The 26,725-nt window shown below is 59.5% G+C and carries 25 protein-coding genes; 16 read left to right on the top strand and 9 right to left on the bottom strand.

The genetic code is table 11. The features are described 5' to 3' along the window. Positions 1–22 precede the first annotated feature (22 nt). Both ACR0AC_RS08570 and coaD read left to right on the top strand, forming a co-directional pair. Positions 23–460, top strand: a complete 438-nt coding sequence (locus ACR0AC_RS08570) for a CBS domain-containing protein (RefSeq protein WP_170450908.1) — start codon at positions 23–25, stop codon at positions 458–460. An 84-nt stretch (positions 461–544) separates the two neighbouring features. Beyond that, positions 545–1,036, top strand: coding sequence for a pantetheine-phosphate adenylyltransferase (coaD, locus tag ACR0AC_RS08565; RefSeq protein ID WP_170450906.1), 492 nt, complete (start codon positions 545–547; stop codon positions 1,034–1,036). Here coaD and gap (ACR0AC_RS08560) read toward each other — a convergent pair. From gap (ACR0AC_RS08560) to gap (ACR0AC_RS08550), 3 genes are all read right to left on the bottom strand, one after another. Next, positions 1,028–2,032 (bottom strand): type I glyceraldehyde-3-phosphate dehydrogenase, encoded by a 1,005-nt coding sequence (gene gap / locus ACR0AC_RS08560; RefSeq protein ID WP_170450904.1) that lies wholly within the window; start codon positions 2,030–2,032, stop codon positions 1,028–1,030. The two genes, coaD and gap (ACR0AC_RS08560), sit on opposite strands and share 9 nt — an antisense overlap. 93 nt (positions 2,033–2,125) lie before the next feature. Then, a complete protein-coding gene (locus tag ACR0AC_RS08555) occupies positions 2,126–2,269 on the bottom strand; it encodes a hypothetical protein (RefSeq protein WP_480872795.1) in 144 nt (47 codons plus the stop codon). Positions 2,270–2,340: 71 nt separating this feature from the next. Next, complete coding sequence (gene gap, locus ACR0AC_RS08550) at positions 2,341–3,342, bottom strand: type I glyceraldehyde-3-phosphate dehydrogenase (protein WP_170450900.1); 1,002 nt, start codon at positions 3,340–3,342, stop codon at positions 2,341–2,343. Between the two features lie 181 nt (positions 3,343–3,523). Between gap (ACR0AC_RS08550) and ACR0AC_RS08545 the strand changes: the two genes are divergently transcribed. Further along, positions 3,524–4,495, top strand: a complete 972-nt coding sequence (locus ACR0AC_RS08545; protein ID WP_480581342.1) for a DUF808 domain-containing protein — start codon at positions 3,524–3,526, stop codon at positions 4,493–4,495. Positions 4,496–4,584: 89 nt separating this feature from the next. Next, positions 4,585–5,385, top strand: coding sequence for a thioesterase family protein (locus ACR0AC_RS08540; RefSeq protein ID WP_480872793.1), 801 nt, complete (start codon positions 4,585–4,587; stop codon positions 5,383–5,385). Positions 5,386–5,433: 48 nt separating this feature from the next. Here the strand turns inward: ACR0AC_RS08540 and tkt are convergent, their stop codons facing one another. After that, entirely contained in the window at positions 5,434–7,455 is a 2,022-nt protein-coding gene (tkt, locus tag ACR0AC_RS08535) for a transketolase (protein ID WP_480872791.1), read from the bottom strand. 236 nt (positions 7,456–7,691) lie between these two features. On the opposite strand from tkt, the gene ACR0AC_RS08530 reads away from it, so the two are divergent. Genes ACR0AC_RS08530 through ACR0AC_RS08520 form a run of 3 tightly spaced genes read left to right on the top strand, consistent with a single transcriptional unit; the run spans position 7,692 to position 9,291 of the window. Continuing rightward, positions 7,692–8,549 carry a hypothetical protein gene (locus ACR0AC_RS08530; protein WP_480872790.1) on the top strand — a complete coding sequence of 286 codons (858 nt, stop codon included), beginning with the start codon at positions 7,692–7,694 and terminating at the stop codon, positions 8,547–8,549. Continuing rightward, the gene (locus tag ACR0AC_RS08525) at positions 8,549–8,944 is read left to right on the top strand and encodes a cell division protein ZapA (RefSeq protein WP_170518380.1); all 396 of its coding nucleotides are present in this window, start codon (positions 8,549–8,551) and stop codon (positions 8,942–8,944) included. Before ACR0AC_RS08530 ends, ACR0AC_RS08525 begins: the two co-directional genes overlap by 1 nt. Continuing rightward, the gene (locus ACR0AC_RS08520; protein ID WP_170734679.1) at positions 8,941–9,291 is read left to right on the top strand and encodes an MliC family protein; all 351 of its coding nucleotides are present in this window, start codon (positions 8,941–8,943) and stop codon (positions 9,289–9,291) included. Before ACR0AC_RS08525 ends, ACR0AC_RS08520 begins: the two co-directional genes overlap by 4 nt. A gap of 7 nt (positions 9,292–9,298) precedes the next feature. Here the strand turns inward: ACR0AC_RS08520 and grxD are convergent, their stop codons facing one another. The 5 genes from grxD to ACR0AC_RS08495 all read right to left on the bottom strand — a co-directional run bounded on the left by grxD (position 9,299) and on the right by ACR0AC_RS08495 (position 15,895). Further along, a complete protein-coding gene (gene grxD / locus ACR0AC_RS08515; protein ID WP_170518386.1) occupies positions 9,299–9,661 on the bottom strand; it encodes a Grx4 family monothiol glutaredoxin in 363 nt (120 codons plus the stop codon). A gap of 70 nt (positions 9,662–9,731) precedes the next feature. Then, positions 9,732–9,968, bottom strand: coding sequence for a BolA/IbaG family iron-sulfur metabolism protein (locus ACR0AC_RS08510; RefSeq protein WP_039530494.1), 237 nt, complete (start codon positions 9,966–9,968; stop codon positions 9,732–9,734). A 145-nt stretch (positions 9,969–10,113) separates the two neighbouring features. Continuing rightward, positions 10,114–12,273: a phosphoribosylformylglycinamidine synthase subunit PurL gene (purL, locus tag ACR0AC_RS08505; protein WP_480872788.1), complete on the bottom strand. Its 2,160-nt coding sequence runs from the start codon at positions 12,271–12,273 to the stop codon at positions 10,114–10,116. Positions 12,274–12,463: 190 nt separating this feature from the next. Then, positions 12,464–14,716 (bottom strand): mechanosensitive ion channel family protein, encoded by a 2,253-nt coding sequence (locus tag ACR0AC_RS08500; protein WP_170450883.1) that lies wholly within the window; start codon positions 14,714–14,716, stop codon positions 12,464–12,466. 270 nt (positions 14,717–14,986) lie between these two features. Continuing rightward, the gene (locus ACR0AC_RS08495; protein ID WP_170450880.1) at positions 14,987–15,895 is read right to left on the bottom strand and encodes a LysR family transcriptional regulator; all 909 of its coding nucleotides are present in this window, start codon (positions 15,893–15,895) and stop codon (positions 14,987–14,989) included. A gap of 169 nt (positions 15,896–16,064) precedes the next feature. Here ACR0AC_RS08495 and ACR0AC_RS08490 point away from each other — a divergent pair, with 169 nt between their 5' ends. The 9 genes from ACR0AC_RS08490 to ACR0AC_RS08450 all read left to right on the top strand — a co-directional run bounded on the left by ACR0AC_RS08490 (position 16,065) and on the right by ACR0AC_RS08450 (position 26,660). Next, on the top strand, positions 16,065–19,484 hold the full coding sequence (locus tag ACR0AC_RS08490; protein ID WP_480872786.1) for an indolepyruvate ferredoxin oxidoreductase family protein: 3,420 nt from the start codon (positions 16,065–16,067) through the stop codon (positions 19,482–19,484). A gap of 79 nt (positions 19,485–19,563) precedes the next feature. After that, positions 19,564–20,442, top strand: coding sequence for a lysophospholipid acyltransferase family protein (locus tag ACR0AC_RS08485; RefSeq protein WP_170518396.1), 879 nt, complete (start codon positions 19,564–19,566; stop codon positions 20,440–20,442). Positions 20,443–20,450: 8 nt separating this feature from the next. Continuing rightward, complete coding sequence (locus ACR0AC_RS08480) at positions 20,451–21,260, top strand: aspartate/glutamate racemase family protein (protein WP_170518399.1); 810 nt, start codon at positions 20,451–20,453, stop codon at positions 21,258–21,260. Between the two features lie 94 nt (positions 21,261–21,354). After that, complete coding sequence (gene argC / locus ACR0AC_RS08475) at positions 21,355–22,383, top strand: N-acetyl-gamma-glutamyl-phosphate reductase (RefSeq protein ID WP_480780556.1); 1,029 nt, start codon at positions 21,355–21,357, stop codon at positions 22,381–22,383. A 7-nt stretch (positions 22,384–22,390) separates the two neighbouring features. Then, positions 22,391–22,837: a cytochrome c maturation protein CcmE gene (gene ccmE / locus ACR0AC_RS08470; protein ID WP_170518405.1), complete on the top strand. Its 447-nt coding sequence runs from the start codon at positions 22,391–22,393 to the stop codon at positions 22,835–22,837. 150 nt (positions 22,838–22,987) lie between these two features. Then, positions 22,988–23,599, top strand: coding sequence for a holin-associated N-acetylmuramidase (locus ACR0AC_RS08465; protein WP_480872783.1), 612 nt, complete (start codon positions 22,988–22,990; stop codon positions 23,597–23,599). Then, positions 23,590–24,168: a holin family protein gene (locus ACR0AC_RS08460; protein WP_480872781.1), complete on the top strand. Its 579-nt coding sequence runs from the start codon at positions 23,590–23,592 to the stop codon at positions 24,166–24,168. Before ACR0AC_RS08465 ends, ACR0AC_RS08460 begins: the two co-directional genes overlap by 10 nt. 75 nt (positions 24,169–24,243) lie before the next feature. After that, positions 24,244–26,208: a heme lyase CcmF/NrfE family subunit gene (locus ACR0AC_RS08455; RefSeq protein WP_480872851.1), complete on the top strand. Its 1,965-nt coding sequence runs from the start codon at positions 24,244–24,246 to the stop codon at positions 26,206–26,208. Continuing rightward, positions 26,205–26,660: a cytochrome c-type biogenesis protein gene (locus ACR0AC_RS08450; protein WP_170450864.1), complete on the top strand. Its 456-nt coding sequence runs from the start codon at positions 26,205–26,207 to the stop codon at positions 26,658–26,660. The genes ACR0AC_RS08455 and ACR0AC_RS08450 overlap by 4 nt, the downstream gene beginning before the upstream one ends. Positions 26,661–26,725: the final 65 nt, after the last annotated feature.

Raw genomic sequence — 26,725 nt, 5'->3', positions numbered from 1 at the left:
TATTATTCCGGAGGTGTTCTTAATGCTCGTTCAGGCCATTCTGAAGTCCAAGGCCGCAGAAGGCGTGGTCACGGTTCAACCTTCAGCGACGGTCTCTGAGGCGTCAAAAATCCTGGCGGAGAAACGGATCGGGACCGTTGTCGTATCCGAAGACGGCGGGCAGACGGCGGTGGGCATCCTGTCCGAACGCGATATCGTCCGCGAACTGGCGGCCAGCGGCAGCGGGTGCCTGAATCAGCCGGTAAGCTCGTACATGACCGAAGATCTGGTCACGACCACACGGCAGGCGACGGTTCAAGACATCATGTCACGCATGACCGAAGGGCGCTTTCGCCATATGCCGGTCGTTGAAGAGGGCAAGCTGGTCGGCATTGTTACCCTTGGCGATGTCGTCAAGGCGCAACTGGCAGAACTGGCGATGGAAAAGGACGCCCTTCAGGGCATGATCATGGGCCATTGACTTGGTCAGGGGCGTTTCCACCCCTTGCACCTGCGTCAAAGTTATGTTTGCTAGCGCAGAAATAATGTTGCGCAGGAGATCCTGATGCGGGTTGGATTGTATCCGGGAACCTTTGACCCGATTACACTGGGTCATATTGATATCATCCGTCGGGCCTCTGCGCTGGTGGACAAGCTGGTGATCGGCGTTGCGATCAACCGCGACAAGGGGCCGTTGTTCTCACTGGAAGAACGTGTCGCCATGATCGAGGCGGAATGCGCGCATCTGACCGAACAGACCGGCACCGAGATCGTTGCTCATCCCTTTGAAAATCTGCTGATCGATTGCGCCCGCGATGTGGGCGCCCAGATCATCGTGCGCGGTCTGCGGGCTGTGGCCGACTTTGAGTATGAATTCCAGATGGTCGGCATGAACCGTGCCCTCGACGATTCAATCGAGACCGTGTTCCTGATGGCCGAGGCGCGGCATCAGGCCATCGCCTCGAAACTGGTCAAAGAAATCGCGCGGCTAAACGGGGATGTGTCGAAATTCGTCACACCCAGCGTCCACGCGGCCTTGCGCGACCGCTTAGGCTAGGGCACCCATCGCGGCGGCTGTGTCCAGCATCCGGTTCGAGAAACCCCATTCATTGTCATACCACGCCAGCACCCGCACAAGGGTGCCGTCGGTGACCTTGGTTTCGGCCAGCGACACGGTCGAGCTGTGGGAATCATGATTGAAATCGACCGAGATCAAGGGCCGGTTTTCCGCAGCCAGTACGCCGGGAATTTTCGCAGCAGCATCGACGAACAGCGCGTTGACCTCATCCTCGGTCGTCGGGCGCGACACCTCGGCCACCAGATCGACAACCGAGACGTTGGGGGTAGGGACCCGGATCGCCTGACCGGTCAGCTTTCCCGCTAGTTGCGGCAGCACAAGCCCGACCGCAGCAGCCGCGCCGGTGGTTGTCGGGATCATCGACAAGGCGGCAGCGCGCGACAGGTAGGGGTCCTTGCCTGCCGTATCATGCACCGGCTGGCTGGCCGTGTAGGCGTGAACGGTGGTCATGTTGCCATGCACAATGCCAAGCCCCGCATCCAGCGCCGCAGCGACCGGCGACAAGCAGTTAGTGGTACAGGATGCGTTCGAGACGATGATGTCGTCTGCGGTCAGTTCGCTGTCGTTGACACCAAAGACCACGGTCTTGACCCCACCATCGCCACGCGCGGGGGCCGAGATCAGCACTTTCTTCGATCCGTTCTTCAGATGACGCTCAGCGGCTTCGCGCGTCCGGAAGACGCCGGTGCATTCCAGCACGACATCGACGTCCGACCAATCCAGCGCTTCGGGATCGCGTTCACTGGTCAATCGGATGGGGCCCGCGCCGACGTCAAGACCTGCGTCGCTCAGGGTAACTGTGTTGGGGTAGCGGCCATGCACGCTGTCAAACTCGAACAGATGCGCGTTCATTTCGGGTTTCGCCAGATCGTTGATCGCCACGATCTGAACATCCGTGCGGCCCGATTCCATGACCGCCCGTAGCACTCCGCGCCCGATCCGTCCAAAGCCGTTGATTGCCAGTTTGAGTGTCATGTCGCGCTCCGTTTCATTCGTCAGAGAGTCCCGAATTGGGCTTGGTTAGCGCTAACAATTCCAGATTGGCGCGAATGTCAAGAAAAACCTCGGTCAGCGCCAGAAAGCGACCCAGTCCAGGAAGGCGTAAAGCTTCTTGCTGAGGAACACCAAATGCTCGGGTCCGAACAGGACATAGTCCAGCACGATCGCGCCGAGGATAAGCAATCCGAGCCAGATGGCGAGTTGATTTGTCATTCTGTCCCCGAACGAAAACACCCGCCCAGATAACCTGAGCGGGTGCAAAGCTACAAGCGAAGTCCGAAGGGTCAGTTAAGACGACCCATTGCAACGGCAACGTCTGCCATGCGGACCGAAAAGCCCCATTCGTTGTCATACCAGGCCAGCACGCGGACCATGCGGTTGTCGACAACACGGGTCTGGTCGGGTGCGAAGATCGAGCTTTCTTCGGTGTGGTTGAAGTCGGTCGAGACCAGCGGCGCGGGCTCATACCCCAGAACGCGCTGCATCGGGCCTTTGGCGGCTTCTTCGACGATGGCGTTGACCTCTTCGACGGTCACATCGCGCGAGGCGCGGAAGCTCAGATCAACGGCCGAGACATTCGGCGTCGGCACACGGATGGCCGAGCCGTCCAGACGACCCTTGAGGTTGGGCAGCACTTCACCCAGCGCAGCGGCGGCACCGGTCGAGGTTGGAATCATCGACATCGCGGCAGCGCGGGCGCGATACAGATCGCTATGGCGGCGGTCCAGGGTCGGCTGGTCGCCGGTATAGGCGTGGATCGTGGTCATGATGCCATGTTCGATGCCGACACCTTCATCCAGTACCTTGGCAAGCGGGGCAAGGCAGTTCGTGGTGCACGAGCCGTTCGACACCATGTTGTCGTTCGCGGTCAGGGTGTTGTGGTTGACCCCAAACACGATGGTCTTGTCGACATTCTTGCCCGGTGCGGACAGCAGAACCTTGCCGGCGCCACGCTCAAGGTGGGTTTTCGCCTTGATGCCGTCATTGAACTTGCCGGTGCATTCCAGAACGACATCGCAGCCTTCCCAGTCCAGCTCGTTCATGTCGTAGGTCGAGAACATCTGCATCGGGCCGCGACCCAGATCCATGGTGTTTCCGTCAATCGATACATCGCGCGGGAAACGGCCATGAATGCTGTCATACTTCAACAGATGCGCCGAAGTCTCCAGCGGGCCGGTTGCGTTGACCTTGATCACTTCGATGTCGTTGCGGCCAGAGGCGGCGATATGCGACAGGGTACAGCGGCCAATGCGGCCAAAACCATTGATGCCGACCTTAATGGTCATGAGATGTCTCCAGATGCGCTTGCGTTGCAGGCCATATAGCGGCGAAATTGGAATCTCAAAAGGGCAAAAGCGGCATATTTTTAAGGTGTTAGCGCAAACCTCACGCGATTGCGCTAACGCTTGCGCTAGCTGTGAGATCGGGTAGGGTCGCGGTGCGACAGGTGACAGGAAAGGATGCGCAATGAGCGGTCTGTTGGCCCTTTTGGACGACGTGGCGGGGATTGCCAAGGTGGCTGCGGCCTCGGTCGATGATGTGGTAGCAGCGGCCGGTAAGGCCGGGGCCAAGACGGCGGGCGTGATCATCGACGACGCGGCGGTGACGCCGAAATACGTTCAGGGTTTCGCACCTGCGCGCGAGTTGCCGATCATCTGGCGCATTGCACGCGGGTCGTTCTTCAACAAGCTTATCCTGCTTTTGCCAGTCGCGCTGTTGTTGGCGAATTTCGCGCCGTGGCTGATCACTCCGCTACTGATGCTTGGCGGGTCTTACTTATGTTTCGAAGGGGCCGAGAAGATCTTTCACGTCCTGTTCCCACATGGCAGCCACGCCATCGAAGAAGACATGAGCGTGCGCGATCCCGGCCACCTTGAAGAACAAAAGGTCAAGGGCGCGATCAAGACCGACTTTATCCTGTCGGCTGAGATCATGACGATTGCTCTGGCGGCGATTGAGGCCCCGAATATCTGGATGCAGGCGGCGACTCTGGCGGTTGTCGGCATCGGCGTGACCGTGGCCGTTTACGGATCGGTCGCATTGATCGTGAAAATGGACGATGTGGGGCTGTTTCTGGCGCAGAACGCGCCAACGCCGATTGGGCGCGGGACAGGCCGGGGGCTGGTCAAGGCCATGCCGGTGGTCATGAAAGTTCTGTCCATCGTCGGCACGGCGGCGATGCTGTGGGTCGGCGGATCGATTGTCATCCACGGGATGGAGGTTCTGGGCTTTGGCTGGCTTGGTCATCACATTCACGATTGGGCTTATGCGCTTGGTCATATGGCATCCGGCCAGTGGGTCGGTGTGATTGAGTGGGTGTCCAAAGCGACTATGGACGGCGTGTTCGGTCTGGCCTGGGGCTTTGTTCTGATCCCGGTCGCGACCAAGGTCGTCGGTCCAATGATGGGCGCTTTCAGCGGATCAGCCGAGAAGCACTGAAACAGAATCCGAATGTGACGTTGGGTTGTGATGGTGATGTGTTGTCAGGCGGCTAGTGTCGGGTAAGACACAGTAGAATTGGTACCCTCATGCCCAATCAGTCTTTGATCGATGTTCTTGAGGCGCGGGTCGCCAAAGACAACGGCCTGAGTTTCCCTGTGCCCCAGAACTGGATGCAGGGCCGCACGACCTTTGGCGGGTTTTCCTCGGCCCTGATGCTGTCAACTGTCCACGCACATCATAAGGGCCTGCCGCCTTTGCGATCCGCTCTGATCAATTTCACAGCCCCGATTGGCGCTGCGCCCACGATCAGTACCGAGGTTTTGCGCCAGGGCCGCAATGTGACAATCATCAACGCCCGCGCCGAGATTGAAGGGCAGGTGGCGGCAACCGCCACGTTCTCGTTCGGTCATGCGCAGGACAGCCATGTCGCTTTTGACCACCCCGCAAAACCCGCCCCGGACCCCGAAGCCTGCGATCCCTATTTCCCGCTGGGCTTGCCGCGCCCGCCAATTCCGTTCCTTGAGAATTTCGACGTCAACCGGGTGGAAGGCTCTTTGCCGTTTTCGGGTGCGGAACACGGGTACTTGCGTTTATGGGCGCGGCACCGTGACCGGCGAATGTGGGATCGGATGGAAGGGCTGATCTCGGTCGCGGATCTGCCACCGCCTGCGATCTATCCGACCTTGAAGAAACCCGGCCCGAATTCATCAATGAACTGGATTTTCAACGTGGTGTCCGAGGATGTTCACACTCGCGATGGCTGGTGGCTGCTGGAACATCAACTAACGGCAGGGCGCGACGGTTATAGCTCGCAGGTCATGCGGGTGTGGAATACCGACGGCGATCTGATCGTGGACGGGATGCAGTCGGTTATCATCTTCGTCTGACAAAAAAGCCCCGGCGCTGGCCGGGGCTTTTGAGTTAAGCGCTTGGGTTTAGCCCAGCAATTCCTTGACCTTGGCGACGGTCGCTTCGGCGGTGATACCGAAATGCTTGTAAAGCTCACCGGCAGGGGCCGAGGCACCAAAGCTCGACATGCCAATGAACCCGGCCTTGGCTTCGCGGCCACGCTCGCCCAGCAGCCAGCGGTCCCAGCCACCGGCGCGAACGGCGGCCTCGATCCCGACGCGCACGGCACCGGCGGGCAGAACGCGCTTGCGATAGGCTTCGTCCTGCTGCGCGAACAGCTCCATGCAGGGCATCGAGACGACGCGGGTGCCGATGCCTTCGGCCTCCAGCATCGCTTTGGCTTCCATCGCCAGCGACACCTCGGACCCGGTGGCAATCAGGATCGCCTGACGTTTGCCTTCGGCCTCGGCCAGAACGTAAGCACCTTGCGCGGTCAGGTTCTTGGTCTTGTGATCCTTGCGCACGGTCGGAACGCCCTGACGGGTCAGCGACAGGACCGAGGGGCTGTCCTTGAAGGTCAGCGCCAGTTCCCAGGCCTCAGCCGTTTCAACGGTATCAGCAGGACGGAACACATAGGTGTTCGGCGTCGCGCGCGAGATTGCCAGATGCTCGACCGGCTGGTGGGTCGGGCCGTCTTCGCCCAGTCCGATCGAGTCATGGGTCATCACAAAAACCGACGGGATCTTCATCAGTGCCGCCAGACGCATCGAGGGGCGGGCATAGTCGGTGAACGCCATGAACGTACCGCCATAGGGGCGGATGCCGCCATGCAGCGCCATGCCGTTCATCGAGGCGGCCATACCGTGTTCACGGATACCGTAATGGATGTAACGACCTTTACGGTTTTCCGGTAGGAACACACCCATATCGGCCGATTTGGTGTTGTTCGAACCGGTCAGGTCGGCCGAACCGCCCACTGTCTCGGTCATGATCGGGTTCACGACGTTCAAAACCTTTTCGGACGAGGCGCGTGTAGCCAGTTTGGGCTGATCTTCCGACACCTGCTTTTTGAACGCACGGATTGCACTGGCCAGTTTCTTGGGGGCCTCAAACGCGTAGGCACGGTTGAATTCGGCCTGCTTGCGCTCGGACAGTTGCGCAAAACGTTCTTCCCATGCGGCACGTTCAGCAGCACCGCGCGAGCCGATGGCCTCCCAAGCGGATTTGACATTCGCGGGGATTTCGAACGCATCATGCGGCCAGCCGTATCCGTCTTTGGCCGCCTTAAGCTGCTCCTGATCGGTCAGCGCGCCGTGGCCTTTTGACGTGTCCTGCGCCGCGTGACCCAGCGCGATATGGCTTTCACATGCGATCATGGTCGGCTTGCTGGATTTCTTCGCGTCCACGATGGCAGCATCGATGGCCTTGGGGTCGTGGCCGTCGATCTCGATCACATGCCAGCCCGAGGCCGCGAAACGGCGCACCTGATCTGTGCGGTCGGCGATGTCGACGGTGCCGTCAATGGTGATGTTGTTGTTATCCCAGAAGACGATCAGCTTGCTGAGTTCGTGACGGCCCGCTAGGGTGATCGCCTCTTGGCTGACACCCTCCATCAGGCAACCGTCGCCTGCGATCACGTAAGTATAGTGATCGACAACCTTTTTGCCGTAATGGGCGCGCTGAATTTCCTCGGCCATGGCAAAGCCCACGGCGTTCGAGATGCCCTGACCCAGCGGACCGGTGGTGGTTTCAACGCCATCGATCAGGAAGTTTTCCGGGTGACCGGCGGTTTTCGCGCCCAGCTGCCGGAAATTCTTGATCTCGTCCAGTGTGACGTCGGCATGACCCGTGAGATACAGCAGCGAATAGACCAGCATCGAGCCATGGCCTGCCGACAGGATGAACCGATCACGGTCGGGCCAGCTGGGGTTTGAGGCGTCGAATTTCAGGTGCTTTTCGAACAGTACGGTCGCAACATCGGCCATGCCCATCGGCATGCCGGAATGGCCGGAATTGGCGGCGGCGACGGCGTCCAGGGTCAGGGTGCGGATGGCCGCAGCTTTGTCCCAGTGTTCGGGGTTGGCATTGCGCAGCGCAGTCAGGTCCACGGGCGTTGTTCCTTTGGATTTGAAGCAGATTGCGCGCTCAATAGCATCCACCCCTCAAAGTGCAAGCAGAACCGCGTGTCACAAAGGCCATGCGCTTCAAGAGAGCTGTCCAAGTTGTTGAAACCAAACAGTGGGTATTTCCCGCCGCATTCCGCTAAACTACTTGCAGGTGGGGGATGACGTTGATTCGGGTCACCCTGCAACAGAACGAACCTTGATAAAGAGATGACAGGGGCATGAGCCAGATCGAGGAATTACAGCATCGCATTATTGCAGCGATGGAGCGCATTGGCGCGGGCGTCGACGCCTTGCAGGACGCAGCCCCCGGCAGTGGCGATGCGGATGAAGGGTTGAAGGCCGAGCTTGAGGATGAACGCGTCGCAAACGCTCAGCTACAGGAACGGTTGAAGTCCCTGAAAGAACGGCATGAACAGGAAGTCGATGGGCTGCGCGCCGAATTGGATCAGGCCCGCGGGGCCTCGGGCGACGGGTCCGAAACCGAGACACTGCGCGAACAACTGGCCGAGGCGACTGCAAAGCTGGCATCGGTCGAAGCGGCCCGCGCGGAATTGGCCGAAGCCAAAGCCGCGTTGGAAAACTCGGAAGAACTGGACACGCTGAAAGCCGAGAATGAACAGCTAAAGGCCGAGCTTGAGGCGCTTGATGATACCGCGCCCTTGCAGGCCGAGCTGGAACAGCTTCAGGCGCTTGTGGCGCAGGCCAAGCAGATTGAGGCGGAAAACAGCCGGTTGCGGGCGGAACTTGCCGATACGGAACGTGTGGGCGACCTGAGCGCCGAGCTTGAGATGTTGCGCGCCGAACGGGCCAGCCATGGGGCAGCGATGTCTCGGCTGGATGATGATCTGCAACGGATGCGCAAAGCCAACGAACAACTTCGCGGCTCGGTTGATGAGTTGCGGGCCGCAGCGGAACAAGGTGTGACAGATGCCGAACTTCTGAATCGGGCGACGATCGCGGAATTGGAGGCGACACGCGCGGCGCAGGCAACCGATGCGGCCGAGGCCCACGCGGTTCTGGCGCGGCTGGAGCCGTTGCTGAACCAGGCAAAACTTGCGGAAGGTGAGGTGGAATAATGCCCGAGGTTACCATTCATATCGGCGGGCGCGGGTTCGATGTGTCCTGTCAGGACGGGGAAGAGGTGTTTCTGCAATCTGCCGCAAAAATGCTGGATGACGAGGCGCAAGTTCTGTCGGATCAGATCGGCCGGATGCCGGAATCCCGGATGCTGTTGATGGCGGGCCTGATGCTGGCCGACAAAACGGCTGCGACCGAGGATAAGGTCAAGGCGCTGGAGGCCAAACTGGCCGAGGCCGAAACCGAGCTGAACACCCTGCGCAACGCCCCTGCGCCCGAGCCGGAACGGGTCGAGGTTGCGGTGGTTCCGCCTTCGGTGACCGATACGCTGGCCGAATTGGCGGCACGGGCCGAAGCCCTGGCCTCGGTCGTTGAGGAGAAGAAATCCCAATGAACAAGCTACGTGTTCTGGCCGGTGGTGCACTGGTCGCGATGTCTGCTTCGGCAGCGTTGGCCGAGATCGACATTCTGTCCGTGACCTTCACCTGCGAAAACGGATTGCCGCTGCCGGTCACCTATTTCAACGCTGCTGACGGGACGGGTGCGGCGGCGACGATTGTGGACAATACTCTTGTTGCGTTGCGTCAGGTCGAAAGCGGTTCGGGCATCCGCTACGAATCCGTCGACACGGAAGGCACCTATGTTCTGCGCTCGAAAGGGTGGGACGCGTCCATCAGCTATCTGGCGGCAAGCGATGCCGCCAGCGAGCAGGTGATCTATCAGAATTGCTCCAGCCGCTAAGGCTGGATCACGCGTTTGCTTCGCGTATTTTGTCTGCGGCTTCCTTGTTGTAGCCGACGCCGTTTTCGTCAAACAGCGTGTCCAGTTCGCCCGACAGGGTCATCTCGGTGATGATGTCGCAGCCGCCGACAAACTCACCTTTGACATATAGCTGCGGCACGGTCGGCCAGTCCGAGTAATCCTTGATGCCCTGACGCACCGCGTCATCGGCCAGAACGTTCACGTCCGCATAATCGACGCCCATATAGTTCAGCACGCCAGCCACACGGGATGAGAAGCCACATTGCGGCATCTCTTTGGTGCCTTTCATATACAGAACCACGTCATTTGCTTTGACGGTCTCATCGATCTGGGTTTTCACATCGGTCATTTCGCGTTTCCTTGTGGTCTTCCCTTTAGGGAATGCATTGGGATCTCTGTTTTCTGCGGAAAACCAAGAGCTATTCTGGGACTTTCGTGGTCAACGCCAGCGCGTGCAATTCTCCGTCCGGCCCGTCCATCTTGCCTTTCAAGGCCGCGTAAACGGCGCGTTGCTGCTGAACGCGGTTTTTGCCGCGAAAGCTTTCGTCCACGACCATGGCGGACATATGCACGCCATCGCTGCCGCCAACCTGAATTTCCGCGTTGGGAAAGCTCTCGCGCAGCAGGGTTTCAATTTCGTGGGCGCTCATCGGCATGTAGGTTTACTCCTGAAAGTCTTTCCCAAGATGTAGAGCGATGGGGCGGGGCGTGCAAGATGGCACGCGCGGACAAAACCGGCAAATCCTGCGCCCGGTTGTGCGCGCAGGATGTCCGTATTTGGGACGAGAAGAAGCCTGTAGGTCAGGCAACAGCCGCCGCAAAGCTGGTGCGGAACGTGTCTTGCAAATCCGCCAGCGATGCCTCGGACGCGCCGATCTTGACGCTGTCGCCGGTGAAACGACCGACCGAGACCAGCGGTACACCGGCCTGACCGGCGGCGATCATCAGCGCCTCGGCCTGATCGAAGTTGCAGGCGACCAGATAGCGGGCCTGATCCTCGCCGAACAGGAACTCGGTCGGGGCCTCGTCGAGTTGGACGCCCACGCCAGCGGCCTCGGCCAGTTCGAACGCGGCCAGCGCAAGGCCGCCATCGCCCAGATCGGTGCAGGCCTTGATCATCTCGCGGTTGGCGCGGATGAAATCCCCGTTGCGCTTTTCCGCGTCCAGATCCACATGCGGGGCGTCGCCGTCTTCACGGTTGAACACTTCGGCCAGCAGGGCGGATTGGCCGAGATGGCCATTGGTCTCGCCGATGATCAGGGCAACATGGCCCTCGCGAACCTCATTGCCGATGATTTCATCGGAATGGTTCAGAAGACCCACGGCACCGATGGTCGGGGTGGGCAGGATCGCCTGACCGTCGGTCTCGTTATAAAGCGAGACATTGCCCGACACGATGGGCATGTCCAGCGCGCCAACGGCGGCGCCGATGCCCTGAATGGCACCAACGAACTGGCCCATGATTTCGGGCTTTTCGGGGTTGCCGAAGTTCAGGTTGTCGGTGGTGGCCAGCGGTTTGGCCCCGACGGCAGTCAGGTTGCGATAGGCCTCGGCCACCGCCTGTTTGCCGCCTTCGACCGGGTTGGCCCGCACGTAGCGCGGCGTCACGTCGCTGGTGAAGGCCAGCACCTTGTCAGTGCCGTGGACGCGGACCATGCCTGCGCCCAGGCCGGGTGTGCGGGCGCTGTCGGCCATGACCATGGTGTCGTATTGTTCATAAACCCATTGCTTGCCCGCGTAGTTGGGCGAGGCGAGCAGGGCGCGCAGACCGTCAATGGGATCGATCTGCGGTACATCCTCCAGCGGTGCGGCCTCGGGGGTTGGCTCCCATGGGCGGTCGTATTCCGGCGCGGTCGAGGACAGTTTGGACAGGACCAGATCGGCTTTGACCTCACCATTATGCATGATCAGAAAGCGGTCTTCGGCGATGGTTTCGCCAACGATGGCAAAATCCAGATCCCATTTCTCGAACACGGCGCGGGCCTCGGCCTCAAGCTCGGGCTTCAGCACCATCAGCATGCGTTCCTGAGATTCCGACAGCATCATCTCGTACGCTGTCATGTTCTCTTCGCGCTGGGGGACGTTTTCCAGATCAAGGCGCACGCCCAGACCGCCCTTGTCGCCCATTTCCACGGCAGAACAGGTCAGACCCGCCGCGCCCATATCCTGGATCGAGATCACGGCACCGGTCTGCATCAGCTCCAGCGTCGCCTCCATCAGGCGCTTTTCGGTGAAGGGGTCGCCGACCTGAACGGTGGGGCGCTTTTCTTCGATAGTGTCGTCGAATTCGGCCGAGGCCATGGTCGCACCGCCAACGCCGTCACGGCCGGTTTTCGCACCCAGATAGACGACCGGCATCCCGACGCCCGATGCGGCCGAGTAGAAAATCTTGTCGCTGTCGGCCAGACCGGCGGCAAATGCGTTCACAAGGCAGTTGCCGTTATAGGCGGGATGGAACCGCACTTCGCCGCCGACGCAAGGCACGCCGAAACAGTTGCCATAGCCGCCGATGCCTTCAACCACGCCGTTCACCAGTTGACGGGTCTTGTGGTGGCCGGGCTCACCAAACGACAGCGCGTTCATCGAGGCGATGGGACGCGCACCCATGGTAAAGACGTCACGCAGGATGCCACCCACGCCAGTGGCCGCACCCTGATAGGGTTCGATATACGAGGGGTGGTTGTGGCTTTCCATCTTGAAGACCACGGCTTGTCCGTCGCCAATATCGACTACACCGGCGTTTTCGCCCGGACCGCAGATCACCTGAGGGCCAGAGGTCGGCAGGGTGCGCAGCCATTTTTTGGACGACTTGTAGGAACAGTGCTCGTTCCACATGGCCGAGAAGATGCCCAATTCGGTGAAGGAAGGCTCGCGCCCGATGATCTCGAGGATCATGTCGTATTCCTCGGGCTTGAGCCCGTGTGCGGCAATCAGATCGGGTGTGATAGCGGGCTCTTGCATCGTCTGTCCTGTGTCCAAGTGGGCCGAGATTGCGCGCCTTTTAGGGCAAGGGGCGGCCTGTGGAAAGGGCCAAGTCAGCGCAGGGCGGTTATGGCAAAGAAAAACGGAACCGACGGTAGGGGCGGTTCCGTGTTCTTTCCTTGCAATTCAGCGGCCAGCCATCAACAGAATGAGGGCTGGCTGCGTATCGTTACGCGGGGTTTTGCGCCTTGTTGGCGGCATCCGCCGCTGCTGCACCTACGGCTGCCTTTTGTTCATCCGTCAGGTTCTCGGCCTCATCCAGACCCGGGATCGCAACACGCACTTCGCGGCGGGCAAAGTCGATGCCGTTTTCCTTGAACGACGCCTTGACCCGATTGAAGATTTCCTTGCGCAGGGTGAATTGTTTGCCCGGCTTGGCCATGAACTTGCCGCGGATGATCATGCCGACATCGTCAAAGTCGAACACACCCTGCGACTTGAAGGGCTGCAGGAAGCCATCCTTGTGAGTCTCGTCCTCCATCATCTCGGCACCGATCTTCTTGAAGATCTTCTTGACCTTGTTGGGGTCGGTGTCGAAAGGCACGGTGAATTTCAGCTTCATGATGACCCAGTCGCGGCTGTAATTGGTCAGCTTCTGAATCTCACCGTAAGGAATGGTGTGCACCGGCCCGCGATGGTGGCGCAGTTGCATCGACCGGATCGAGATCTTCTCGACCGTGCCGGTGGTGCCGCCCACATCGACATATTCGCCCACGCGGAAGGCATCGTCGATCAGGAAGAAGATCCCGCCCACAATGTCCGAGACCAGTTTTTGCGCGCCGAAACCGATGGCCAGACCAAGGATACCGGCACCCGCCAGCAACGGCGTGATATCGAGACCCAAGGCCCCCAGCGCCAGCAGAAGGAAGATCACCGCAATCGCGACCTGAGCCGTGACGCGCAGCAGCGGCAGAACCGTCGCCAGACGCGATCCGCCCGAACCGCCGCCTTCGCCAGCCTCTTCATCGGGGCTTTGATCGGCGGTCATCTCTTTCGCCAGGCGACGGTTGATCCAAAGCGAGACGACCTCGTTCAGGATGTAGCCGACCGCGATGATGATGAAGAACTGGATCAGCCGGCTGCCTTCTTCCTGCGCGCCGCCTGCGATTTCCTGCAGGTTCAGGTTCCAGGCTTTGGCGATCATCAGGATCACAAGGATACCGGCCAGAACGCGACCAATGCGGATATAGCTGCGTTTGGTCGATCTGTAGGCCTGCTCGGCCACCGGGCCTTCGCCCAGCATTGGCGGTTGCAGGTGACGCACCAGACCCCGGATTAACGTATCCAGCGCAGGCGCGATCAGCAGCCAGAACATCGTGGCGAAATGCGCGCCCTGAACCAGAAGCGCAAGCGACGACGGATCGCGCTGAGCCACCAGAAACTCGACCAATAGCCAGATCGCCGCCGAGACACCGATCGCGAAGTAGGGATAGTAGTGCGCCACTTCCTCGTCGAATTTTGTGTGGTCCGGGTCGGTGCCCAGCATCATCTGCGACAGGCCCTCACGCGCTTTCCACGCGATGACGCCGATATAGATGTGAATCCCCGCGTTCAGCCAGAAACCAATGCGCGTCTCGCCGCTGGTGATCCCGTTCAGCCGGTTGAAGTGCAACAGGAACAGCGTGAAGCCGATCAAGATCAGCAGGCCAATCAGGTTACGATGCAGGTATTTCGCCCAGTGATCGTCAATATTGACCAAACGGTAATGCGGTTTTTTGGGTGCGAGAATGAAACGCGAGGCGGCTGCACCCAGTCGCGGAACCCAGATCAGATAGAACACGAAAGGCGCGGCATAGGTGATTTGTTCTGCAGACAAAAGGCCGCGACCGACCGCGCGGATCACCACATAGAACACCACAAGCCCGGCGATTTCTCGGCAGAAACGACCAAACAGGTAGCGGACGGCGCCCCATAGATCGCCTTCTTCTTCAACCTCAGCCTGTACATGCCAACGACGCGTCAGCAGCTCAAACAGCTTTTCCGCGATGAAGCCCACGACCAGAACACTCAGGACCAACCCCATAAGTGTAAGCGCTCCGCTGGCTCCAAAAGTTCCCGTGAAATTCGAAACCGCCTCGACCTGGGCATGGAAGATGTTCGGCACAGTCATGATGACCTGCGTCCACGACGTCACCATTTCGGTCCAGATTTCGTTGAGTTCCGTGATCGGATCATCAACTTCTTCCGCCTCTGCCGCGTTTTTCTCGGCAACGGCATCCAGACGCTCCAACAGGATCGACCTGACCTGATCGTCCGACATGCGGGCCACCAGACCATCTACCTGTTCCGGGGTCAGGTCCTCGGGGATGGTCACTGTGGCAGGTGCGTCCGATGACGACGTTGTGGCGATTTGCGCATGCAATGGCGCGGTCATCAGCACAAATGACAAAAGCGCCGCCAAAAGGCGTAGGGGGTGGAACATTGATTTGTCCTCGATCGCGAAAAATTTAGTTGTTTTTCGGGATCATAGGCACAAGCCGCCAGATTTCCCAGCAGTTTCACCGCCCTGACAACCCGTGAAACCAAAAAAAAGGCCGAGCACTAAGCTCGGCCATAGTCCAACAGGGAGGTATGAAGATGATGAGCGTTTCAGCATCACCGCCTTCGAGTGCTCATTTAGGGATCAGTTTGTTAACGTTCAAGGAGTTTCAGACTGTGCATTGGACAACCCTGATATGCCCTACGCGCATATCTATAGTTTACCCAATTTCTTCAACTGCTTGCGTTGTTCAATGATTTCGGCCTGAACAAAATCGCGGAACGCTGCAACGCGTTTGGAGTGCCGCAATTCCTCGGGGTAGGCCAGATAAACCGGAACATCGGCGGTTTCGATATCGGAAAGGACGGGCACCAGATGCGGGAAATCCTGCGTGACATAATCGGGCAGAACGCCAATGCCCAGATTGTGCAGCACGGCCTGCAGGACGCCGAAGTAGTTGTTCACCGTCAGCAGAGATCCCGGATTATAGGTCATCAAATGGCGCACCATTGACGCGCTTGCCCCGACCTGAGGCGCTGCGGGCGTTTGGCAAATCAGGCGATGATCCTTGATCTCGTCCAGCGACTTCAGGTTGCCGCCATGCGTTTCGATGTACTCCTGTGTGGCATACAGCGTCATCTGAACAGTCATCAGCCGCTTGCGCACCAGATCGGCCTGGCTGGGTTCTTTCATGCGGATGGCAACGTCGGCCTCACGCATGGGCAGGTCCAGAACGCGTTCTTCCAGCATCAGGTCGATATTCAGATCGGGATACTGTTCATACAGCTTGGGCAGGCGCGGGGCCAGCCACAGGGTTCCAAAGCCGAAGGTCGTGGTAACACGCAGGACGCCGAACACCTCGTCCTCGCTGTCGCGGATGCGGGCAGCTGCAGCGTCGAGGCGTTTGGACATGGCCGAGGTCGCATCGAACAACAACTCACCCTGTTCGGTCAGGATCAGGCCACGGGCGTGACGGTGAAACAGGGTCGCATCGAGTGATTCTTCCAGCGCGCGGATCTGACGGCTCACGGCGGATTGAGACAAATTGAGCTTGTCCCCCGCATGGGTCAGGCTGCCTGCATCTGCAACCGCGTGAAATATCCTAAGCTTATCCCAATCCATCGCCGCAACTTTCGTTATCCTCGGGAAGGCCTATATGAAATAGGTAACAAGTTCCACAAACAAACGGTGAAATCGTTAGGTTTCAGTGGATAAACTCTATACAGGTCAGCATTTGTGACCTAATATGCGAGAATATGAAGCACACTGATCTGACGAGGGGAGACGTCTGATGAGTCAGCCAAAAATATCGCTGAACGACCGGTTCGATCTTGAAAAGTCACCTGTTCTTTTGAACGGAACGCAGGCGCTGGTGCGGCTGATGCTGATGCAGCGCGCGCGCGACCAGAAGGCCGGGCTGAATACGGCGGGACTGGTGACCGGATATCGCGGTTCGCCACTTGGAGCCGTCGATCAGCAGATGATGCGGGCGCAGCGGTATCTTGCCGAAAGTGACGTTACCTTTCAGTACGGTCTGAACGAAGATCTGGCCGCCACCGCGTTATGGGGCAGCCAGCAGGCAGGATTGCGCGGCGATGGGCGCTATGATGGTGTGTTCGGTCTTTGGTACGGCAAAGGGCCGGGTGTCGACCGGTCGGGCGATGTGATGCGTCACGCCAATATGGCGGGAACGGCACAGCATGGCGGCGTGCTGATGGCGATGGGGGATGACCACACGGGCGAAAGCTCGACCGTTTTGCACCAATCCGAGTGGTCTTTGGTCGATATGTATATGCCGGTGGTCAGCCCGGCGGGCGTGCAGGAGATATTGGACTACGGCATCTACGGCTTTGCACTCAGCCGGTTTGCCGGTGTCTGGGTTGGCTTGAAAACGATGAAGGACACGATCGAGGTGACCTCGGTCGTGGATGGCAGGCCGGACCGGGTGGGTCTGGTAATGCCCGAGTTCGACATGCCCGAGGGCGGACTGAACATCCGACTGGGCGACACGCCGCATCTGCAAGAGGCGCGGATCATCGACTATAAACGTTTCGCGGCCGAGACGTTTTCTCATGCCAACAAGCTGGATAAACGGGTCTGGGGCAAGCCGGGGGCCAAGATCGGGTTTGTGGCGGCTGGCAAGAACTGGCTGGATCTGGCCCACGCGCTGTCGCTGCTGAACATTGATGAGGCCGAGGCCGAGCGCCTGGGTATCACCACCTACAAGATCGGGCAGACCTTTCCGCTGGATATGGCCGGGTTCCATGACTGGGCAGAAGGGCTGGACCTGATTGTTATCGTTGAAGAAAAGCGCAAACTGATCGAGGTGCAGGTCAAGGAAGCCATCTTTGACGACCGCCGGGGTCGCCGCGTTTACGGTTGGTACAAGGGCGGGGCCGGGACCTTGCACCGCGAGGAACTGTTCCCCACGCGCGGCGCGCTGGACCCGATCATGATTGCCGAGAAACTGGGTGAGATCCTGATCGAAGAGGGCCGCGATACCGATGGTGTTCGGGCGGGGCTAGAAAAGCTGTCCCAAGCGCGTCGGGCCGACAACGCCCAGGAAATCGCGACGCGTCTGCCGTATTTCTGTTCGGGCTGTCCGCATAACAGCTCGACCAAAGTGCCCGATGGCAGCCGGGCTTATGCCGGGATCGGGTGCCATTACATGGTGCAGTGGATGGATCGGGAAACGACCGGGTTCACTCAGATGGGCGGAGAGGGCGCGAACTGGATCGGGGAGGCTCCGTTTTCGACCACCAATCACGTGTTCCAGAACCTTGGCGACGGAACCTATAACCACTCGGGCGTGCAGGCGATCCGGGCCGCTTTGTCGGCGGGCACGAACATCACTTTCAAAATTCTGTTCAACGACGCGGTTGCAATGACCGGTGGACAGGGAAACGAAGGCGATCTGACCGCCGAACGGATCGTGGCCGAGGTCAAGGCCATGGGTGTCCAACACGTAGCGCTGGTTTATGACGAGAAAGAAGACGTGAACCTTGGCGCCTTGCCCTCCGGTGTGGAAACCTTCGAACGGGCCGAGTTGATGCAAGTGCAGGATCGGTTCCGCGAGATCGACGGTGTCTCGGTCATTGTCTATGTCCAAACCTGCGCTGCCGAAAAGCGCCGCCGCCGCAAGCGAGGCGAATTCCCGGACCCGGACAAACGCGTCTTTATCAACACGGATGTCTGCGAAGGTTGCGGCGATTGCGGGGTGCAATCGAACTGCGTCTCGATCGTGCCCAAGGAAACCGAACTGGGCCGCAAGCGGGCGATTGATCAATCAAGCTGTAACAAGGATTTTTCGTGCCTGAACGGGTTCTGCCCGTCCTTTGTCACTCTGGAAGGGGCGAAAATTCGGAAAGAGGCGACGAAACAGCTTGATCTGCCCGATCTGCCACTGCCGGAGCTACTGCAGATCAGGGGCACGCATAACGTGGTCATCACCGGGGTTGGTGGCACGGGCGTCGTGACCCTTGGTGCTATTCTGGCGCAGGCCGCGCAGATAGACGGCAAGGGCGCGGGCATGATGGAGATGGCAGGTCTGGCGCAAAAAGGCGGCGCGGTTCATATCCACTGCCGTCTGGCCAACAAGCCGGAAGACATCAGCGCCATTCGCGTGGCCACGGGTGAGGCGCACGCGCTGATTGGTGGCGATTTGGTGGTGTCAGCCGGGGCCAAGACGCTGGGCCTGACACGGGCCGGACAGACAGGTGCCGTGGTCAACAGCCACGAAACCGTAACCGGCGACTTCACCCGCGACACCGAATTCCGCATCCCGGCCGATCAGTTGGAACTGGCCTTGCAGGCGCGGCTGAAAGACGATGTCACGCTATTTGATGCCACCGAGTTGGCAAAGGTGGTGATGGGCGATTCGATCTATTCCAACATGATGGTCTTTGGTGCGGCCTGGCAGCGCGGCGTCCTGCCGGTTACCTACGAGGCCATAATGGGTGCCATCGAACTCAACGGCACAGCGGTTGAGCGCAATAAACGCGCCTTTAATGTAGGCCGCTGGGCTGTTCTGCACCCGGACGAGGTGCAGGCGATGTTGTCGCCCTCGGTCACCGAGTTGCCGAAATCTCTGGACCAGATGATTGAGTTCCGGGCGCAGCACTTGACCAACTACCAATCCAAGCGGCTGGCCAAACGTTATCGCAAGCTGGTGGATGGGATCGAGGATGCCAAGATCCAGGAAGCGGCGGCCAAGGGATACCACAAACTGCTGTCCTACAAGGACGAATACGAGGTTGCCCGATTGCTGCTCAGCAGCCGGGACAAAGCGGCGGCGGAGTTTGATGGCGACTTCAAGATGACCTTCCATCTTGCCCCGCCGATCTTTGGCAGAGCAGGCGGTAACGGCAGACCGCGCAAACGCGCCTTTGGTGAGTGGATGCTGGGGCCGCTTAAGCTGATGGCGAAGATGAAGGTGCTGCGGGGAACACCTCTGGACATTTTCGGATACTCGGCCGAGCGCAAAATGGAACGCGCTTTGATCCGGCAATATGAAAAGGACATGAAGCAGGTTCTGCCTTTGGTGTCTCAGGACACGCAAGAAGCCATTGCCGCCCTGGCGCGTCTGCCGCTGGAAATCCGCGGTTTCGGCCCGGTTTTGCTGGAAAACGAGGCCAAAGCCGCGAAACGGCGCGAGGAATTGCTAGCGACCATCAAAAGTGGAGGGCCAGAACTGCGCGCTGCGGCGGAATGAGGCGTCACAAACCTGTCACGATAGCTAGGCAAAATTGCGCCTCAAACATATAATACAGGCGAACAACCGGAGTCCGTAAATGCCCTCGCGCCGTCATGTCGTTCGTGACATTTCCTACGCCCATTCCGCCGAAACCAAAGGCGGTCGGATGGTTATCAAGCTTATGGAGAATACAACGGGCCGAATGCGCCTGATCAAGCGTGCGGATGGGTATGAAAAAGACGTGGCCAAAGGGCGCGACTTCTGGGCCGTCATGGTCGAACGATATGGGCTGACGCTGGACGTTGTGGGCGGGTCGTTGTCGAATATCCCCAAGGACGGACCTTTGATCCTGATTGCCAACCACCCCTATGGCATTCTGGATGGTCTGATGATGGGGCATATGCTTTCCGAGACGCGCGGCGATTTCCGCATTCTGGCCCATAGGGTGTTCCGCAAGGCCGAGGAATTGAACCGCATCATCCTGCCGATTTCGTTTGATGAGACGAAAGAGGCGATGAAGCTGAACCTGGAAACCCGCAAAACCGCGCTGAACTATCTGGGGGATGGCGGGGCGATTGGGATTTTCCCGGGCGGTACGGTCAGCACGGCGGTCAACCCGTTTGCCTATCCGATGGATCCGGGTTGGCGTGGGTTCACGGCCCGAATGGTGGCAAAATCGAACGCGACCGTGGTGCCCGTGTTTTTCGACGGGCACACCTCGCGCCTGTTCCAGATCGCCAGCCATCTGCACAACACGTTGCGGATGGGACTGCTGATCAAAGAATTCAAGAAACGCGTCGATACCCCGGTCAAAGTGGTGATTGGCGAGCCCATCGGGCGCGATGTTCTGGACCCGTTGGGCAAGGATACGCGCAAGATGATGGATTTCCTGCGCAAAGCCACGTATGAGCTGTCTCCGACACCGCTGAAGTCGTATGACTACGGCTATGAATTCGAGGAACGGCATCGCGCCTGAAGGGGCAAATGGCAGTAGGCATCTTTGATTCCGGTTTGGGCGGTCTGACCGTCCTGAACGCCGCGCAGAAACACCTGCCGGACGTTGATTTCCTGTATTTTGCGGACAGTGCACACGCGCCTTACGGTGTGCGCGACGCCGAGGATATCTATCAACTGACCCGCAAGGCGGTGCACGAACTGTGGGATCGCGGCTGCAATCTGGTGATTCTGGCCTGCAATACCGCCAGCGCCGCTGCGCTGCGGCGGATGCAGGAAGCGGGTGTGCCCGAGGGTAAGCGGGTTCTGGGCGTTTTCGTTCCTCTGATCGAAGCACTGACCGAACGGCAGTGGGGCGATAACTCACCCCCGCGCGAGGTTGCGGTGAAGCACGTTGCCCTATTTGCCACACCTGCCACCGTATCCAGCCGGGCCTTTCAGCGGGAACTGGCGTTCCGCGCGATTGGCGTCGATGTCGAGGCGCAGGCCTGCGGTGGTGTGGTCGATGCCATTGAAGATGGCGACATGATTCTGGCCGAGGCATTGGTCCGCAGCCATGTGGATGCGTTGAAACGGAAAATGCCCGACCCTCAGGCCGCGATTCTGGGCTGCACCCATTACCCGTTGATGGCCGAGACCTTTCAGGCCGCGTTGGGCCCGGATGTTCAGGTCTTCAGCCAGGGCGATCTGGTTGCCGCAAGTCTGGCGGACTACCTGCAACGCCACCCCAATATGCTGGGCGACGGCACGAGCGGATTCCTGACGACCGGCAAGCCGGGTTTTGTCAGCGATCGGGCGACACAATTCCTCCGACGACAAATCTCGTTCGAGGCGGCCTGATTTAGGTCAAGGACGCGCCCCTTCCAATTTTCTAAATCCAAGACCGTCACATCGGCGGTCATGAAATGTGACACATGGAAAGAAGAGGTCTGACATGACCCACAAAATCGCAATTCTGGGCGCATCCGGTTATACCGGCGCCGAATTGGTGCGGCTGATCGCCGAGCACCCGAACATGGACATCGTCGCGCTGGCGGCCGAGCGTAAGGCAGGCATGAGCATGGCGCAGGTCTTCCCGCATCTGCGCCATATGGACCTGCCGGATCTGTGCAAGATTTCGGAAATCGACTTCTCTCAGATCGATCTGTGTTTCTGCGCTTTGCCACACAAAACCAGTCAGGATGTGATCCGCGATCTGCCGAAGACCCTGAAAATCATCGACCTGTCCGCAGATTTCCGGCTGCGGGACGCGGATGAGTACGAAAAATGGTACGGCAATCCGCACAGTGCGTTGGAGCAGCAGGAAGAGGCTGTCTATGGCCTGACCGAGTTCTACCGGGACGAGATCCGCACCGCTCGGCTGGTGGCTGGTACAGGCTGCAACGCGGCGACGGGGCAGTATGTGCTGCGGCCGTTGATCTCGGCCGGTGTGATCGATCTGGACGATATCGTGCTGGATTTGAAATGCGCAGTCTCGGGTGCGGGGCGGTCTTTGAAAGAGAACCTGCTGCACGCCGAGTTGAGCGAGGGGTACAACGCCTATGCCATCGGTGGTACGCACCGGCATCTGGGTGAGTTTGATCAGGAATTCTCGAAACTCGCCGGGCGCACGGTCCATGTGCAATTCACGCCGCATCTGGTCCCGGCGAACCGGGGGATTCTGGCGACGACCTATGTAAAGGGCGACCCGCAGAGCATCTTTGAGACGCTGGCCAAGGCCTATGAAGGCGAGCCGTTCATTCAGATGCTGCCAATGGGCGAAGCCCCGTCGACCCATCATGTGCGGGGCTCGAACTTCTGCCATATCGGTGTGGTGGCTGACCGGATCGAACGGCGCGCGATTGTGGTCGCTGCGCTGGATAATCTGACAAAAGGTAGCAGTGGGCAAGCCTTGCAGAACGCCAACCTGATGTTAGGTGAGGATGAAACCCGGGGGCTGATGATGGCCCCTCTATTCCCGTGAGGACGGTATGAAAACGCTCAAGAAACGTCGTCGAGTTCAGGTCATTCTGGTGGCCGTTGTCGCCCTTGTGGCGTCGACGGCGTTGATTGGGTACGCAATGCGCGACGGCATCAACTTTTTCCGCTCGCCCAGTCAGGTGATCGCGGAACCGCCCGCACCGACCGAGGTGTTTCGCATCGGTGGCTTGGTCGAGGAAGGCTCGATCGTGCGCGGGCAGGGTGAGACGGTGCGTTTCGTCGTGACTGATGGCGGCGAAAGCGTACAGGTGGCCTTTACCGGTGTTCTGCCGGATCTGTTTTCTGAAAATCAGGGCATGGTGGGGACCGGAAGTTACGTGAACGGTGTCTTTGAAGCCACTGAAATACTTGCGAAACACGATGAGACTTATATGCCGAAGGAAGTGATGGATGCTTTGAAAGAACAAGGCGTCTACAAGGGGCCTGAGGAAAGCTGAACGCAGCTGCGCTGCGTGCCTCCGGCGGAGGTATTTTTGAACAGAAGAAGCAGGGGCGTTGCGCGTATAAGGCGGCAGCGCCCTGTTTTGTTTGGGGATGTTAACTGTCTTGCGTGACCGTTTTGCCCGACAGATTGGTCAGGGGAAGATATGCAGACGGTTCAACAGATAGCCGCAGAGATCGTAGCGCGGGAAGGCGGGTTTGTGGACGACCCGGACGATCCGGGCGGGGCCACGAAGTTTGGCGTCACCATTCACACCATGCGCAGGCTTGGGTTGGATTTGAACGGCGATGGGCAGGTCGACACCGCTGATGTCCGGGTGCTGAGCCGTGGGCAGGCGGTCGATATTTTCGTGCGGCACTATTTTGAGAAGCCACGCATTGCCGCTTTGCCCGATATTCTGCACGCGACGGTGTTTGACATGTATGTCAACGCGGGTGCGCAGGCGGTTCGAATCCTTCAGCGGTTATTGCGCGAGATGGGCTTTGATGTGGCGGTTGATGGGGTCATTGGGCCGCAGACGGAACGCGCCTGTGAAGAGGCGTTGCGCCCTGACGCTGTTGCCCTTCGGGATGCATATGGCGTGGCGCGCCGAAACTATTATTTCCGGTTGGCGGATCGACGCCCCGCATCGCGAAAATACGCCCGCAGCCGTGCCGGTGGGAAAGGCGGATGGATCAGGCGGGCCGAGGAGTTCATTTCGCCCAAATACCACATGGGCGACGTTGAGTTTCAAAGGAGAGTTGCGGTATGGGGTTGATTACGGGCGTGTTGGGTTTTCTGTTCGGCGGCGGGCGCAACGTGGTGCGTGAAACTGCGGAAATCTTTTGGGAAAACTCCGAAGAAGGGGCCAGGCGGGCGCTGGCCGTGCAAGGGCAGGCGATGGCGCAGTTCGGGGCCGAGTTTCAGGTGCCGCGCAAGGGTGCGTTTGATCGGTTTATGGACGGGCTGAACCGCGTACCGCGCCCGGCGCTGGCGTTGGGAACGCTGGGCCTGTTTGCGGCGGCGATGATCGACCCATTGTGGTTTGCCGCGCGGATGCAGGGGATCGCACTGGTGCCTGAACCTTTGTGGTGGTTGCTGGGTGTCATCGTGTCGTTCTATTTCGGTGCGCGGCATCAGGCCAAGGCGCAGGATCTGCAGCGTGAGATATCTCAGACCATGTTGCGGGCCCCGCAGGTCATGGACAATCTGCGCGCGCTGAGGGAGTTGCGCAGTGACAGCCCGGGCGTTGCCGATACCGGCCCGGATGCCGGGTTGCAGCTTGAGGTGATGCGCTCCGATCCCAATCCTGCATTGGTCGATTGGAAACGGTTGCGCAGCGCCTGAACCGCGACACTATGTGCGCCTGAAATGGGCGAAAGTGATTGGCGATCAGGAAGCCCGCGGAGTATATCCATGGGCATGATTACAGAGCTTGGTCACTTCGCCCTAATTCTAGCCTTTCTGATCGCCATCGTGCAAAGCGTGTTGCCCCTTGTCGGCGCTGCCAAGCGGTGGACCGGGTGGATGATATTTGCGGAACCTGCCGCGATTTCACAGTTCCTGTTGACCGCGTTTTCATTTGGGGCCTTGGTCTGGGCGTTCACAAGCTCGGATTTCTCGCTGCGGATCGTGGTTGAAAACAGTCATTCCGCGAAACCGATGATCTACAAGATCAGCGGGACATGGGGAAACCACGAAGGGTCGATGCTGCTATGGGTTCTGATCGTGACCCTGTTTGGTGCCATGGCTGCGGTCTTTGGCGGTGGCTTGCCGCCGACGTTGAAGGCTCGGGTGCTGGCTGTGCAGTCGGCCGTGGCGGTGGCGTTTTTTGCCTTTATCCTGTTTACATCGAACCCGTTTGACCGGCTTGCCGTTGCGCCCTTTGATGGGCGCGACCTGAACCCGCTGCTGCAGGACCCCGGTTTGGCGTTTCACCCGCCGTTTCTGTACCTCGGCTATGTGGGCCTTAGCATGGCCTTCAGCTTTGCCGTCGCCGCGCTGATCGAGGGTCGCGTTGATGCGGCCTGGGGACGGTGGGTGCGTCCGTGGACTCTGGCGGCCTGGGTCTTTCTGACCATCGGTATCGCGCTGGGATCGTGGTGGGCGTATTACGAGCTTGGCTGGGGCGGGTTCTGGTTCTGGGACCCGGTCGAGAATGCCTCGTTCATGCCGTGGTTGCTGGCGGCGGCGCTGTTGCATTCGGCCATTGTGGTTGAAAAGCGCGAAGCGTTGAAAAGCTGGACTATCTTGCTGGCGATCATCGCCTTTGGGTTCTCGCTGATCGGGACGTTCATTGTCCGCTCGGGCCTGCTGACCTCGGTGCACGCCTTTGCAACGGATCCCGAGCGGGGCGTATTCATCCTGATGATCCTTGTTTTCTTCATCGGCGGCGCGCTGACCCTGTTTGCGGCGCGCGCGCAAGCGATGGAGGCCAAAGGCGTCTTTGGTGTTGTCAGCCGTGAAAGCGCGCTGGTGGTGAATAACGTTCTTCTGGCCGTCAGCTGCTTTGTCGTATTCGCCGGGACCATGTGGCCGATGGTGGCCGAGATGATGTTTGATCGGAAGCTCTCGGTCGGGCCGCCGTTTTTCAATGTCGCATTCACGCCGTTCATGGTGCTGTTGGGTCTGGTTCTGCCCATTGGTGCAATGCTTCCGTGGAAACGGGGCAAGCTGGGCAAGACGGTATGGTCCCTGCGCTATGCCTTTCTGCTGGCCGTGGCCTTGGGGCTGCTGGTATGGGCGATGCAGACCGGGCGCAGCGCGCTGGGTCCGGTGGGGCTGTTCCTTGGGGCCTGGATCACGCTCGGCGCGATCATTGACCTGTGGAGCCGTACGGGCAGCAAAGGCAATCTGAAACGGCTGTTTCGCCTGCCGGGGGCCGATTGGGGCAAGGCCGTGGCCCATACCGGGCTGGGCGTCACCATCTTCGCCATCGCCGGTCTGACCGCGTGGGAGGTTGAGGATATTCGGGTCGCCCAACCCGGTCAGCCGTTCGAGGTGGGGCAATTTACCCTGACGCTGGAAGACGTGCGACGCGTGCAGGGACCGAACTATTTTTCGACCACGGCCGATGTTCTGGTTGAATCCGGCGATCGGGTGATTGGCACTTTGCACCCAGAGAAACGAGACTATCCGGTGGCGCGCATGCCCACCACCGAGGCGGCGATTGACTACCGGGTTCTGCGTGATCTTTATGTGGTGATTGGCGATCAACAGGCCGATGGGGGCTGGGTGATGCGGACCTATGTCAAACCTTTTGCCAACTGGATCTGGGCGGGATGTATCCTGATGGCGCTGGGTGGTGTTCTCAGCCTGTGTGACCGTCGTTTCCGGGTTGCTGCTGGCGCGCGCAAGACCCCCTCGGCCGGAGTACCTGCGGAATGAAGCGCCTGATCTTGATCCTGATGCTGCTGGCGACGCCCGGATTTGCCGTGCAGCCTGACGAGGTTCTGGACGATCCGGTTCTGGAACAGCGCGCGCGTGACCTTAGCACGGGGTTGCGCTGTCTGGTGTGCCGAAATGAAAGCATCGATGAAAGCAACGCGGACCTCGCCCGCGATTTGCGCCTGTTGCTGCGGGAACGGCTGGTCGCGGGGGATACAGACGAGCAGGCGATTTCCTTTATCGTCGATCGCTATGGCGAATATGTGTTGCTGAAACCGAAAGTTACGGGATCCAACCTGATGCTGTGGCTGGCCGGTCCGCTGATGCTGCTGGTTGCGGCTGGCATGGGGTGGAACTTTGTTCGAAACCGTTCCAAAGTTCAGGCGGCGGGCGAGACGGATACGCTCAGCGACGAAGAAAAGGAACGGCTGCGTCAGATTCTGGAAGATTGACGCGCGGTTCCACTTCCCCTTGTCCTGCGAATACGTCAGGGTTCGCTGAAACTGTCGCCAGGGGA

The sequence above is a fragment of the Ruegeria sp. H7 genome, assembly GCF_056532945.1.
This window is presented reverse-complemented; position numbering and strand designations above follow the sequence as displayed.

What these genes read in the sequence shown, in the direction of transcription:
- ACR0AC_RS08570 (WP_170450908.1), top strand. Translation starts at nt 23, where the DNA reads ATGCTCGTTCAGGCCATTCTGAAGTCCAAGGCCGCAGAAGGCGTGGTC.
- coaD (WP_170450906.1), top strand. Translation starts at nt 545, where the DNA reads ATGCGGGTTGGATTGTATCCGGGAACCTTTGACCCGATTACACTGGGT.
- gap (WP_170450904.1), bottom strand. Translation starts at nt 2,032, where the DNA reads ATGACACTCAAACTGGCAATCAACGGCTTTGGACGGATCGGGCGCGGA.
- ACR0AC_RS08555 (WP_480872795.1), bottom strand. Translation starts at nt 2,269, where the DNA reads ATGACAAATCAACTCGCCATCTGGCTCGGATTGCTTATCCTCGGCGCG.
- gap (WP_170450900.1), bottom strand. Translation starts at nt 3,342, where the DNA reads ATGACCATTAAGGTCGGCATCAATGGTTTTGGCCGCATTGGCCGCTGT.
- ACR0AC_RS08545 (WP_480581342.1), top strand. Translation starts at nt 3,524, where the DNA reads ATGAGCGGTCTGTTGGCCCTTTTGGACGACGTGGCGGGGATTGCCAAG.
- ACR0AC_RS08540 (WP_480872793.1), top strand. Translation starts at nt 4,585, where the DNA reads ATGCCCAATCAGTCTTTGATCGATGTTCTTGAGGCGCGGGTCGCCAAA.
- ACR0AC_RS08530 (WP_480872790.1), top strand. Translation starts at nt 7,692, where the DNA reads ATGAGCCAGATCGAGGAATTACAGCATCGCATTATTGCAGCGATGGAG.
- ACR0AC_RS08525 (WP_170518380.1), top strand. Translation starts at nt 8,549, where the DNA reads ATGCCCGAGGTTACCATTCATATCGGCGGGCGCGGGTTCGATGTGTCC.
- ACR0AC_RS08520 (WP_170734679.1), top strand. Translation starts at nt 8,941, where the DNA reads ATGAACAAGCTACGTGTTCTGGCCGGTGGTGCACTGGTCGCGATGTCT.
- grxD (WP_170518386.1), bottom strand. Translation starts at nt 9,661, where the DNA reads ATGACCGATGTGAAAACCCAGATCGATGAGACCGTCAAAGCAAATGAC.
- ACR0AC_RS08510 (WP_039530494.1), bottom strand. Translation starts at nt 9,968, where the DNA reads ATGCCGATGAGCGCCCACGAAATTGAAACCCTGCTGCGCGAGAGCTTT.
- purL (WP_480872788.1), bottom strand. Translation starts at nt 12,273, where the DNA reads ATGCAAGAGCCCGCTATCACACCCGATCTGATTGCCGCACACGGGCTC.
- ACR0AC_RS08500 (WP_170450883.1), bottom strand. Translation starts at nt 14,716, where the DNA reads ATGTTCCACCCCCTACGCCTTTTGGCGGCGCTTTTGTCATTTGTGCTG.
- ACR0AC_RS08495 (WP_170450880.1), bottom strand. Translation starts at nt 15,895, where the DNA reads ATGGATTGGGATAAGCTTAGGATATTTCACGCGGTTGCAGATGCAGGC.
- ACR0AC_RS08490 (WP_480872786.1), top strand. Translation starts at nt 16,065, where the DNA reads ATGAGTCAGCCAAAAATATCGCTGAACGACCGGTTCGATCTTGAAAAG.
- ACR0AC_RS08485 (WP_170518396.1), top strand. Translation starts at nt 19,564, where the DNA reads ATGCCCTCGCGCCGTCATGTCGTTCGTGACATTTCCTACGCCCATTCC.
- ACR0AC_RS08480 (WP_170518399.1), top strand. Translation starts at nt 20,451, where the DNA reads ATGGCAGTAGGCATCTTTGATTCCGGTTTGGGCGGTCTGACCGTCCTG.
- argC (WP_480780556.1), top strand. Translation starts at nt 21,355, where the DNA reads ATGACCCACAAAATCGCAATTCTGGGCGCATCCGGTTATACCGGCGCC.
- ccmE (WP_170518405.1), top strand. Translation starts at nt 22,391, where the DNA reads ATGAAAACGCTCAAGAAACGTCGTCGAGTTCAGGTCATTCTGGTGGCC.
- ACR0AC_RS08465 (WP_480872783.1), top strand. Translation starts at nt 22,988, where the DNA reads ATGCAGACGGTTCAACAGATAGCCGCAGAGATCGTAGCGCGGGAAGGC.
- ACR0AC_RS08460 (WP_480872781.1), top strand. Translation starts at nt 23,590, where the DNA reads ATGGGGTTGATTACGGGCGTGTTGGGTTTTCTGTTCGGCGGCGGGCGC.
- ACR0AC_RS08455 (WP_480872851.1), top strand. Translation starts at nt 24,244, where the DNA reads ATGATTACAGAGCTTGGTCACTTCGCCCTAATTCTAGCCTTTCTGATC.
- ACR0AC_RS08450 (WP_170450864.1), top strand. Translation starts at nt 26,205, where the DNA reads ATGAAGCGCCTGATCTTGATCCTGATGCTGCTGGCGACGCCCGGATTT.